The sequence below is a fragment of the Peribacillus sp. YIM B13482 genome, from assembly GCF_042787975.1.
Taxonomy (GTDB): Bacteria; Bacillota; Bacilli; order Bacillales; family DSM-1321; genus Peribacillus; species Peribacillus simplex_A.
Map to the genome: position 1 here is coordinate 114,397 of NZ_JBHZPF010000005.1, position 10,448 is coordinate 124,844.

A 10,448-nucleotide genomic window follows, 5' to 3' on the forward strand; every position below is an offset into this window, starting at 1 on the left:
ATATTGAATCAAAAACTATACAAAACGTCTAATGTAAAAAGCCCGTTTGAAAAATATAATAAAACTATGAAATCGTGTTGAAATGGAGGGTTTCTTTAATGACAGTTATCAATGATGTAGAAACGTTGAAAAATTATATCGGTGGCAAGTGGGTGAATTCCACAACATCGAAACATGAAGAAGTGCCTAATCCGGCAACAGGAGAAGCTTTGGCAATCGTACCCCTTTCCACAAAGGAAGATGTCGACCAGGCGGTGCAGGTTGCTAAAAAGGCGTATAAAGAATGGAAAAAGGTGGCCGTGCCAAAAAGAGCGCGCTTCTTATTCCGTTACCAGCAATTATTGATAGAACACTGGGATGAACTTGCAAAGCTGGTCACGATAGAAAATGGAAAAAGCTATACAGAAGCATATGGTGAGGTCCAACGTGGAATTGAATGCGTGGAATTCGCTGCAGGTGCGCCTACCTTGATGATGGGCAGTCAGCTTCCTGATATATCCCCTGGAATTGAATCTGGCATGTATCGTTATCCAATGGGTGTCGTTGCCGGGATTACGCCATTTAATTTCCCAATGATGGTTCCCTGTTGGATGTTCCCGCTTGCAATAGCCTGTGGAAATACGTTTATCTTAAAACCTTCAGAACGGACTCCGCTTTTAGCCAACCGCCTTGTAGAATTACTGACGGAAGCCGGCGTTCCGAATGGTGTTGTCAATATTGTCCATGGTGCCCATGATGTCGTGAATGGAATTTTGGAGCATGAAGACATTAAAGCGATATCATTTGTTGGGTCCCAGCCTGTAGCAGAGTATGTATACAAAACGGCAGCTGCCAATAAAAAACGTGTCCAGGCTTTATCAGGAGCGAAAAATCATTCAATCGTCATGCCTGATGCGGATTTGGATAATGCGGTAACGAACATAACGAATGCCGCCTTCGGATCAGCAGGCGAGCGTTGCATGGCTGCGTCGGTGGTTGTTGCGGTGGGAGAAGTGGGAGATTTGCTTGTTGAGAGATTAAAGGCTGCAGCGGATGACATCAAGATTGGCAATGGAATGGATAAGGACGTTTTCTTGGGCCCTGTGATCCGTGATACTCATAAAAAGAGAACAGAACAATATATTGATATCGGTGAAAAAGAAGGAGCGGTTCTCCTTCGTGATGGCAGAAATGAAGGCGATCAGGAAAATGGCTATTATGTTGGACCGACATTATTTGATCATGTAAAAACAAACATGAAAATATGGAAGGATGAAATTTTTGCCCCTGTTTTATCCATAGTAAGGGTTAATACGCTTGAAGAAGCAATCGATTTGACCAATCAATCCGAATTTGCCAATGGTGCCTGCCTCTATACGGATAGTGCAAAAGCCATCCGGGAATTTCGTGAAGAAATTGATGCAGGGATGCTTGGTATTAACCTTGGCGTACCCGCGCCTATGGCATTCTTTCCTTTTTCCGGCTATAAAAGTTCATTTTATGGAGACCTTCATGCCAATGGGAAGGACGGTGTGGAATTTTACACTAGAAAGAAAATGTTAACGGCAAGATATTGATAGGAAAAAGGGGTCGACGCAATTTGTGGTCGGCCTTCCTTTATACCTTTATACATTATTATAAGAGGAGTGTGGCTTATGCCGGTTGAAAAACAGGGTCATGATCTTAAAACGATGGATGGCAAATATGTGTGGCATCATATGAAAGGGGCTGAACCCAACCCTGGGACAATGGTAGTCCAAAAAGGGCAAGGAGCATGGATTACGGATGTTGATGGGAATCGTTTCCTGGATGGGATGTCAGGTTTATGGTGTGTCAACGTAGGATATGGTCGCACGGAGCTGGCCGAGGCAGCTTACGAGCAGTTGAAAGAGCTTCCTTATGCCCCTTTAATGAACAGTCACATCCCGGCTATTAAGCTAGCAGAGAAGTTAAATGAATGGCTGGGTGGGGATTATGTGATTTTCTTCTCTAACAGCGGTTCAGAAGCAAATGAGACAGCTTTTAAAATTGCTCGGCAGTATCATCAGCAAAAAGGTGAACATGGACGTTATAAATTCATTTCTCGTTATCGAGGTTATCATGGCAATTCAATGGGGGCACTGGCAGCTACCGGGCAAGCACAACGAAAGTTTAAATATGAACCACTCGCCCCAGGTTTTCTTCATGTATCACCGCCGGATTCATACCGGAACCCAGAGGATGAAAGTGGTGAAAAAAGTGCGGCTGAAATTGACCGTACCATTACATGGGAATTGGGCGAAACGGTGGCCGCGGTAATCATGGAACCAATCATCACTGGAGGTGGAATCCTGATGCCACCTGATGGATATATGAAGCGGGTAAAAGAAATTTGTGAGAAAAATGGTGTCCTTCTCATTTCGGATGAGGTCATTTGCGGGTTTGGCCGTACTGGAAAGAAATTCGGATTTATGAACTATGATGTAAAACCGGACATCGTAACAATGGCTAAAGGAATCACAAGCGCTTACCTGCCATTATCCGCTACAGCCGTCAAACGTGAAATTTATGAAGCGTTCATTGGTTCAGATGAATATGATCGCTTTCGACATGTAAATACATTTGGTGGCAATCCAGCTTCCTGTGCCCTTGCTTTAAAAAATATTGAAATATATGAAAATGAAAAACTAATAGAACGGTCTGAAGAGTTAGGACTTCGCTTTCTGCAAGAGTTTGAAGAAATCAAATCTCATCCTAATGTTGGGGATGTACGTGGGAAAGGTTTGTTGGTAGGGATTGAACTAGTGGAAGATAAACAGACAAAACGACCGATCGATCTTTCCAAAATCAATAAAGTGATTGCGTCATGCAAAGAAAAGGGGCTGATTATAGGTAAAAATGGTGATACAGTAGCAGGCTTCAATAATGTCCTGACTCTTGCTCCCCCACTAAGTATCACTGAAGAGGATTTCTTATTCATCGTAACGACTGTAAAGCGAACACTAACAGAACTATAAATAAAAAAAACTTCAGAAATAGGATAGGCTGCCTTGAAATGCGTTTCCTGAAAATTCGGTATATAAATAGAGTTCTTTATGTACTTGTTGATTTTCCCTATTTTAACATTCGGTTTTTTTTCAGAAATATTTCCTTTTAATAGAGGATGCTGCGTTTAGTTTTAGCACCGTTCAGAAACATTGAACGGTGCTTTTATATATGGTCAAAGGACCGAGTATAACGCGTAAAAAAACTCTAAAATTCTGTGGTTTGTCCATACATAAATTAGCTTGTCCCATAGGTTAAATAGAAAATAAATTTCCCTATCGTGACGAAAAGTTATTAGATTTGAAGAGGCCTACATTTATATGAAATAACAAGGATATAAAGAATAAGAGATCCCTATTACGAATTAAAGGGAAAATTTTTGGAATCGTTTTCCTTGCTTAGTTATAGAGGATGTTTGAAAATGGAATGATAATGAGTGGTTGAAAAATACCGATTTCATATTGTCAATATTAACTTCAGAAGAGGTGTGGTACATGAAAAATAAAGATATAACAAAAAAACTCACATTACATACCCCTGAAATTTTAGGTAGTGAGAATTTTTCAAAGTATGCTGTATTGGTTCCGCTTATAGAAAAAGAAGATGGAATACATGTTCTTTTTGAAGAGCGTTCACACACACTTAGGAGGCAGCCAGGGGATATCTGTTTTCCAGGCGGGAAAATAGACAAGTCGGACCATGATGAACAGTCGGCTGCCCTTAGGGAAACATATGAGGAACTTGGTTTGAAAAAAGAAGATATTTATAATGTCTTTCCAATTGATTATTTGGTATCCCCTTTTGGGATGATTGTATATCCTTATGCAGGATTTGTTCGTAACCATCAACGGATAATTCCTAATCCAGCTGAGGTAGAAACCATTTTTAGTGTACCGCTTTCCTTTTTCATGGAAAAACCGCCAGAGATATATCATGTGAAATATAAAATAGAACCACATGAAAATTTCCCCCAAGATTTAATTGTTGGCGGGGAGAATTATAAATGGCAGCCAAAACAAATGGAAGAATATTTTTACTTATATAACGATCGAGTAATCTGGGGAATGACAGCGAAAATCCTTACCCATTTTATAGAAATTCTTCGTTAGACACTTCTAAAGCACCTTTTTTTCTCAAAGGATTTCTATTAAACTTAAATTATGGTAAAAGTTAGGTTTTAATAGAATCGGGGGGATGAGTGGATGAAGAATAGTTTTGAAATACTTGAAAAAGAACGGGAAATGGCAATGGCTGCGCATGTGAACTTCAATGAAAACCGCGAATACTACGATGAAACGAAAGATCAGGAACTTAAGCGAGAATACTATCAAGATGGTTCCTTGGACCGAGAAGGATTGAAGAAACTACTAGTAGCAACCCATAAAAACCAGCTGAACTACTCACCACATCGTCATGTTTACCCTTGGGTTGACTTACAGGAAAATGGCAAGCTGAAAAGCCTGTACTCCGGTAAAGGAATGGATCCTATAGAAGTTATTGAGGAAGATATCCGTATACTAGAAGAGTTGTCAAAAGGGATTGAATCAACGAAGATGGAGAACATGCTCGTTAATTGTGAACATGTCGTACCTCAATCATGGTTCAATAAAAAAGAACCGATGAGGGGGGATTTGCACCATCTGTTCGCCTGCGAACCAACTTGTAACAGTAGCCGGGGTAACTATCCATACCATGATTTTGAGGATTATATCCCAGAAGCATCGGCTGCCGGAATAAAAGCGGGTTGCGGGAAATCGGACGAAGGTAAATTCGAACCTGAATACGGCAAAGGCATTGTAGCGAGGGCTACCATGTATTTTTTACTCAGGTATGAGGGGATCATCGATAACGGCAATATTGACCTGGCACTGCTTATGGAATGGCACCGGCTCTTTCCAGTCAGCACTTATGAAAAACATAGAAACCAGGCTATACATGAGATTCAGGGTAATCGAAACCCATTTATAGATTTCCCCGAAATGGCGGAGAAATGGAATTAAAAAAGGATGATAAAAAAAGGATTGAAGCTGTGGTAAAAGCTTCAATCCTTTTTTAATGAGAGATTTTAAAGGAATTTCACACAAACGGGAAAGGGAACTTGAACATCTTTTTGCAATAATGTTAATTTTCCGTCCTGTTCATTCCGTGCATATAGTGTCAGGTTTCCTGATTGTTCATTAGAAGCGATCAGGAATTTTCCGCTAGGGTCCAATGAAAAATCTCGTGGCCAATGCCCTTCGGAATTGACCAGTTCCACGAATGCCAATTTGCCTGTTTCTTGATTGATTTGGTAAACGGCTATACTATCATGTCCGCGGTTTGCGGCATATACGAATTTCCCGTCATCAGAAATATGAATGGCGCTGCCCTGGCTGTTTTCCTTGAAATCTTCGGGAATGGTCCGGACCGTTTGTAATTCAGAAAAACTCCCGGTTAGACTGTCGAAACTTAAAACAATGACTTCTGGTACAAGCTCAGACATGACATACGCAAATTTTCCGTTTGGGTGGAAGGTCAAATGCCGTGGTCCGCTGCCTGGTGCAACGGATAAACTGTTTACTTCTTCCATAATCCCATTATGTATTTTATAAGTTATCACTTTATCTATTCCTAGATCGACTACAGCAATGAAACTTTCGTCCGGTGTGAAACCAGCGAAGTGAGTGTGTGCTTTTTCCTGACGTTCTTCATTAGGTCCGTGACCCTCATGTCGAACAGTGGATGAAACAGGTAAAGGGACCGCGTCGTTCTGAATCGGATATGATTCAATCACGCCTTCTCCATAACTGGAAGTGACCAAAACCTGTTTCTTGCTGTCGACACTTATATGGCAGGAAGAACCATTTGGTGTCAGTTGTTTGCCCAAGTAGGTAAGCTCACCAGATTCTTCACTAATCGAATAGGCTGAAACTCCGCCGCTGCCCGCTTCTTTTAAAATGGCATAGAGATTCTTCTTGTCCTGGCTTATGGCGAGATAAGTCGGATCGGTTAATTCTGCTGCAAGAACCGGTGTACTAAGTTTTCCTTCTGCTGTATCTAAAGTAAAGCGGTAAATGCCTTTGCTGTTTCCTTTTGTGTAAGTGCCAATGTATCCAATTATGGTTTGTTGATCAGATTTTGCCATATTTATCTCCTCCAAGAAAGATTTGTGTTTATTTTTATTTTAACATAGATGATACGCATTATATCCTTTTCCCGGTTTAAGTCGAGTTGGAACCTGATTCATTTAGAAATTACTGGGGCGAGAAGAAAAAAACGACAAGGAGGTAAAATTTTATCGACTGGCTTTGAGACTTCGATAGGAATATGCCTAAACTCAGAAACGGAAAATAAGCCCTGATCAGTCAGTTTAATTTCCGGGATGACAGGTAGCGCCAAGAACGCAAGTGTAAGGAAAGGGTTGAAATGCCTGTTTGCACCGAGTTTCAATAGGGCACCATCGATTCGTTTCAATGAATGAACGACATCATATAAGTTCATTTACACACCAATCCAGAAATTGGGGGTGGGAGGGAGGCTAGTATTTTCTCTTTTTGAATTACGGCCAATCCACCCTGAGTCTTTTTGATTTCCTATGCGGCCATTAGCATATCTTGGTCATTCGTGCAGGCAATGATTAAATTATGTGAATTATAGGCTACTGTCGTGGCAATTGCGACTGATTTCAATCCGAGCCCAACTAATTGGTTGGTCAAATGATGCCGTTCAATTACAGCCAGTTTTATATGATCAACTTGTTCAGAGAACTGGAATAGACCATGATTAACCGTAACCGGTTCAATCTTTTGGAGTTATTTATAATATTAGAAGGAGGCTTATTTTTAAAAGGTATCGCCAAATCATCTTCCGTTATTTCATGAAATTGAACGGAGTGCTTCAACTCGTCGTCAATAGCCTGCTCCTTTTCAGCTGGAAAGTTAAGTGAACGATTATTTTGCACCATAAGCTTTCCCTCTTTAAAGACCGAGTGGATGATGACTGAATCAAGATCATCTAATAGAAGGAAGTCTGCCTTGAATCCAGGTGCTATGGCACCATGTTCCTTTAAACCAAAGCATTCTGCTGCATTTATGGTCGCCATTTGAATGGCGGTAATAGGCTGGACTCCTGTTTCTAAGGATAGTCGTACATTGTGATCGATACTCCCCTCAGATACAATATCATCCAGATGCCGGTCATCGGTGACGAATAAACAACGGCGGGATTTCTTCTCATTAATAGCTGGAACCAGGTTTATTAAGTCTTTGGCAACGGTGCCTTCCCTGATCATCAAGATACATTCCCTTTCGCAGTCATTCTTTTGCCTCCTCCGATGTAGTGCATTCATGATCCGTTTTAATGCCGGCACTCATATGAACATCGAGCTGTTGTTCGGATAATCCAGCTGCGTGGCCATCAATGCTTTTGCCTAGTCTATTTGAATCGTATAATTTTTGCAGCATATCCTCCTCCGCATGTGAAACGTCCGTGAAAGCCATCACTTCGGCTAAACCAATCACTTTCGGTTTTGGTAAAATTAAATTAAATCTTCACTTCTTAAGGCATCACCAAAATGTTCAAACGCCGTCGCAGGTACACAATATGGCATCATGAAGTAGAAGTCATAAGGAAGATGCTCGGATTGTTCAATCATATATTGAATGCCTTTTTACCAGAAACATTGGCTATTTTCAAGGGAATCTGTAACGGGGCAGGTAACACCACGAAAAAGGAGAATGTTTAAGAGTTCAGAATGCCTGACCATCGGAGATTCAATATGGACATGGCCAACAATGAATGTAGGGGAGACGAATCTTCCGGCAGCATCGATTTCTGAAATACCCTCATAACTCCCGATGCCAGCGAAAAAACCATCGACGATAGCTATGTCGCTTGTATAGGCATCACCATTTAATACATCTATTATTTGACCGTTTTTAATGACGCAATCTGCAGGCGTTTTCCCTGCGGCGACATCTATTCTGTAACCCCTTTGGCAAAAATTATAACCGATTAATATTTCACTTTTTCAATATAGGTCTCCCATGTTCGGAATGGTAAATCGTGGTTATTAAAAGACATTTGTTCCATTTTAATTATGCGCTTTTCCATTGGCAGGCCAAGTTCCTGATAGATAAAGTGATCATCAAAGCCGATGTGTGCAGCGTCTTCTTTCGTACATGCGTAATAAATGGCTTTTGGACGTGCCCAATAAATGGCACCAATGCACATTGGGCAAGGTTCACAGCTAGTGTATATTTCACAATCTGTAAGCTGAAAGCTGTTGAGGTGCCTGCATGCATCACGAATCGCCTGTACTTCGGCGTGAGCTGTTGGATCGTTGGCTGTTGTCACATTATTACATCCTTTTCCTACAACTGTGCCATCTTTTACGATTATTGCACCAAAAGGTCCTCCGTTCTTTGCCAATACATTTTCATATGCAAGTCGAACAGCCATCTCCATGAATTTTACATCCATTAAAAAACACCCCTTCATATTTAATAAGCCAAAAGCTTACTGTTACTTTTTTTAACGTGAATATTATAAAAATATACCATTTGAAGACGAAAACCGAATGATATTTTTTGAAAATAAAGAAAATTAATTACTTGCGAGAATATATAACATTTCAATCAGGAGCGGTATGAAAGAATTTTTTACAAAAAATTATAAAACTGATATTGTTAGAATAAAATCATTATGATTATGAAGGTGATATTATGGGGTTTTTGGGTGTTCTCTTACCGATATTCGGTATTTTTGTTTTAGGGTTCGTCGGTCAGAAAAAGTTTAAACTTGATACAAAATCCATTTCCACGATGGCATTATATTTAATGTCACCTTTTCTTGTGTTTCGAACCTTTTATTCAGCAGAATTTACGATTAATTATTTTTACCTGTTCTTATTCACGATAGTACTCTGCCTTTCTCTCGTCTTGGTAGTCTATATTATATCGTTCTTCCGTAATTATACAGTCACTGAAACAAGCGGAATGATTCTGGCGTCCGCATTCATGAATAACGGGAATTATGGAACACCTGTCATTTTCCTGCTATTCGGAGCGGCAGGCCTCGATTATGCAATTATCCTGATGGTGGGTCAACAGTTAGTCATGTGTACTATTGGCATTTATTTCGCAGCGAAGGGCAGCCCTGAAGGAAACGGGGTTCAAACAGCGCTTAAAGCAGTATGTAGGATGCCTATTGTGTATGGGGCTATTGCAGGTGCGGTTTTTCAGTTAGTGAACATTCCTTTAAGCAATTCGGTTTTGGAAGCTATTCACCTTGTTGCAAATGCAGCGATTCCGACAATCATGATAACACTCGGGATGCAGCTTGCCAACATTTCGCTGAAAAATATTGCCTACCGAAAGCTATCAGTTTCGCTGCTTCTTAAACTTGCTGTTTCCCCAGCCATTGCTTTCCTGTTATCACTTGCCTTACCAGTGGATGATATGGTCAGGCATATCATGATCATCGTAGCTGCCATGCCAACGGCGGCCAACACTACGATGTATGCACTCCAATTCAATACAGAGCCTGAATTCGTATCAAGTGCTACGTTCATTAGTACTTCATTAAGCTTGATTACGCTTCCGATCATCTTTTTCTTACTATTATAGAAGATTATCATTCTAAATATACGGGCAAAATTAATATATGCGCGGAGGATTCCTATCAAGTTATAATAAGGGAGGAAACTACAAAGGGATCCGGCGCCCTGGAAAAGGAACGAACTATGGTATTTGGATTTAATAGGAAACGGACAGTTACCGATTTTCGATTATGTACTCTAAGTATGAGCTTACTTTTTTTATTTTTCATTCAACTGTCATATAATTTTCAATGCCTTTGTATTTAATTGGGGAGGGATTTTGTGTTCAAGACTAAAATTAAACTAACTAATCCTGAAAGGATTGATGCCATTTTAAAAGCGGTCGTTCAGAAATCCTATGAAGAAGCACTAGAAGAAAAACTCCTGCTATGCATGGAGTGTGGAGATGTGGATTTTTATATCGCGTATTCAAATAATGAAGAACTCCAAGATGCAATTAATGAAAACTTTGAAATCGATGAATGTGGAGAAATCATGAAATTAGACGAACATCAGGAACTTATGGATGATTTATATGAATATTTCTTGATCATACATAAGGAAAGTGATATGTTTGATTTTTTTCCAGCTGGTTCATATATTGTAGTTGGGGAAAGCCGTGAATCGGATACGGATATGTTGGCGCCAAGTGGTTTATTTTCAGCGCCATTTGAAGATGCGATAAAGGATTGATGGAAAAGACAGCGATTGCTGTCTTTTCAGACTGTAGACAAACTCGATGAAAATCGAGTTTGTCTATTTTTTATGAGTTGTACAATTTGGCCGTTGATTTTCCACTCCAGGCACTCGCTTTCCGCGGGCGGTCGGGGAGCCTCCTCGGCTTTCGCCTGCGGGGTCTCCCCTAGAC

At 40.4% G+C, this 10,448-nt stretch carries 13 protein-coding genes; 7 read left to right on the plus strand and 6 right to left on the minus strand.

Annotated features, from left to right (window positions below; all coding sequences use genetic code 11):
- The first annotated feature begins 98 nt into the window (after positions 1 to 98).
- The 4 genes from ACFX4L_RS05075 (at position 99) to ACFX4L_RS05090 (ending at position 5,003) form a co-directional block, all read left to right on the plus strand.
- Positions 99 to 1,556, plus strand: coding sequence for a CoA-acylating methylmalonate-semialdehyde dehydrogenase (locus tag ACFX4L_RS05075; RefSeq protein ID WP_284470600.1), 1,458 nt, complete (start codon positions 99 to 101; stop codon positions 1,554 to 1,556).
- 78 nt (positions 1,557 to 1,634) lie between these two features.
- A complete protein-coding gene (locus tag ACFX4L_RS05080) occupies positions 1,635 to 2,975 on the plus strand; it encodes an aspartate aminotransferase family protein (RefSeq protein ID WP_377404089.1) in 1,341 nt (446 codons plus the stop codon).
- A gap of 522 nt (positions 2,976 to 3,497) precedes the next feature.
- Entirely contained in the window at positions 3,498 to 4,112 is a 615-nt protein-coding gene (locus ACFX4L_RS05085) for an NUDIX hydrolase (protein ID WP_377387002.1), read from the plus strand.
- 93 nt (positions 4,113 to 4,205) lie between these two features.
- Positions 4,206 to 5,003: an endonuclease I family protein gene (locus ACFX4L_RS05090; RefSeq protein WP_061463414.1), complete on the plus strand. Its 798-nt coding sequence runs from the start codon at positions 4,206 to 4,208 to the stop codon at positions 5,001 to 5,003.
- A gap of 65 nt (positions 5,004 to 5,068) precedes the next feature.
- Here the strand turns inward: ACFX4L_RS05090 and ACFX4L_RS05095 are convergent, their stop codons facing one another.
- From ACFX4L_RS05095 to ACFX4L_RS05115, 5 genes are all read right to left on the minus strand, one after another.
- Positions 5,069 to 6,127 carry a lactonase family protein gene (locus ACFX4L_RS05095; protein ID WP_377404092.1) on the minus strand — a complete coding sequence of 353 codons (1,059 nt, stop codon included), beginning with the start codon at positions 6,125 to 6,127 and terminating at the stop codon, positions 5,069 to 5,071.
- 98 nt (positions 6,128 to 6,225) lie between these two features.
- Positions 6,226 to 6,483, minus strand: a complete 258-nt coding sequence (locus ACFX4L_RS05100; RefSeq protein WP_377387004.1) for an adenine deaminase C-terminal domain-containing protein — start codon at positions 6,481 to 6,483, stop codon at positions 6,226 to 6,228.
- A gap of 92 nt (positions 6,484 to 6,575) precedes the next feature.
- Positions 6,576 to 6,785 (minus strand): adenine deaminase C-terminal domain-containing protein, encoded by a 210-nt coding sequence (locus tag ACFX4L_RS05105; protein WP_377387012.1) that lies wholly within the window; start codon positions 6,783 to 6,785, stop codon positions 6,576 to 6,578.
- A complete protein-coding gene (locus tag ACFX4L_RS05110; RefSeq protein ID WP_377387015.1) occupies positions 6,725 to 7,273 on the minus strand; it encodes an amidohydrolase family protein in 549 nt (182 codons plus the stop codon). The genes ACFX4L_RS05105 and ACFX4L_RS05110 overlap by 61 nt, the downstream gene beginning before the upstream one ends.
- A 22-nt stretch (positions 7,274 to 7,295) precedes the next feature.
- Positions 7,296 to 7,445, minus strand: coding sequence for a hypothetical protein (locus ACFX4L_RS05115; protein WP_377387006.1), 150 nt, complete (start codon positions 7,443 to 7,445; stop codon positions 7,296 to 7,298).
- 110 nt (positions 7,446 to 7,555) lie between these two features.
- Here ACFX4L_RS05115 and ACFX4L_RS05120 point away from each other — a divergent pair, with 110 nt between their 5' ends.
- A complete protein-coding gene (locus ACFX4L_RS05120) occupies positions 7,556 to 7,726 on the plus strand; it encodes a hypothetical protein (RefSeq protein ID WP_377404095.1) in 171 nt (56 codons plus the stop codon).
- A gap of 269 nt (positions 7,727 to 7,995) precedes the next feature.
- Here ACFX4L_RS05120 and ACFX4L_RS05125 read toward each other — a convergent pair whose 3' ends face one another.
- A complete protein-coding gene (locus tag ACFX4L_RS05125) occupies positions 7,996 to 8,463 on the minus strand; it encodes a nucleoside deaminase (RefSeq protein WP_125163013.1) in 468 nt (155 codons plus the stop codon).
- Between the two features lie 242 nt (positions 8,464 to 8,705).
- On the opposite strand from ACFX4L_RS05125, the gene ACFX4L_RS05130 reads away from it, so the two are divergent.
- Positions 8,706 to 9,608 (plus strand): AEC family transporter, encoded by a 903-nt coding sequence (locus tag ACFX4L_RS05130; protein WP_377387009.1) that lies wholly within the window; start codon positions 8,706 to 8,708, stop codon positions 9,606 to 9,608.
- Between the two features lie 254 nt (positions 9,609 to 9,862).
- Entirely contained in the window at positions 9,863 to 10,273 is a 411-nt protein-coding gene (locus ACFX4L_RS05135; protein WP_061463410.1) for a hypothetical protein, read from the plus strand.
- Positions 10,274 to 10,448: the final 175 nt, after the last annotated feature.

What these genes read in the sequence shown, in the direction of transcription:
- ACFX4L_RS05075 (WP_284470600.1), top strand. Translation starts at nt 99, where the DNA reads ATGACAGTTATCAATGATGTAGAAACGTTGAAAAATTATATCGGTGGC.
- ACFX4L_RS05080 (WP_377404089.1), top strand. Translation starts at nt 1,635, where the DNA reads ATGCCGGTTGAAAAACAGGGTCATGATCTTAAAACGATGGATGGCAAA.
- ACFX4L_RS05085 (WP_377387002.1), top strand. Translation starts at nt 3,498, where the DNA reads ATGAAAAATAAAGATATAACAAAAAAACTCACATTACATACCCCTGAA.
- ACFX4L_RS05090 (WP_061463414.1), top strand. Translation starts at nt 4,206, where the DNA reads ATGAAGAATAGTTTTGAAATACTTGAAAAAGAACGGGAAATGGCAATG.
- ACFX4L_RS05095 (WP_377404092.1), bottom strand. Translation starts at nt 6,127, where the DNA reads ATGGCAAAATCTGATCAACAAACCATAATTGGATACATTGGCACTTAC.
- ACFX4L_RS05100 (WP_377387004.1), bottom strand. Translation starts at nt 6,483, where the DNA reads ATGAACTTATATGATGTCGTTCATTCATTGAAACGAATCGATGGTGCC.
- ACFX4L_RS05110 (WP_377387015.1), bottom strand. Translation starts at nt 7,273, where the DNA reads ATGATCAGGGAAGGCACCGTTGCCAAAGACTTAATAAACCTGGTTCCA.
- ACFX4L_RS05115 (WP_377387006.1), bottom strand. Translation starts at nt 7,445, where the DNA reads ATGCTGCAAAAATTATACGATTCAAATAGACTAGGCAAAAGCATTGAT.
- ACFX4L_RS05120 (WP_377404095.1), top strand. Translation starts at nt 7,556, where the DNA reads ATGTTCAAACGCCGTCGCAGGTACACAATATGGCATCATGAAGTAGAA.
- ACFX4L_RS05125 (WP_125163013.1), bottom strand. Translation starts at nt 8,463, where the DNA reads ATGGATGTAAAATTCATGGAGATGGCTGTTCGACTTGCATATGAAAAT.
- ACFX4L_RS05130 (WP_377387009.1), top strand. Translation starts at nt 8,706, where the DNA reads ATGGGGTTTTTGGGTGTTCTCTTACCGATATTCGGTATTTTTGTTTTA.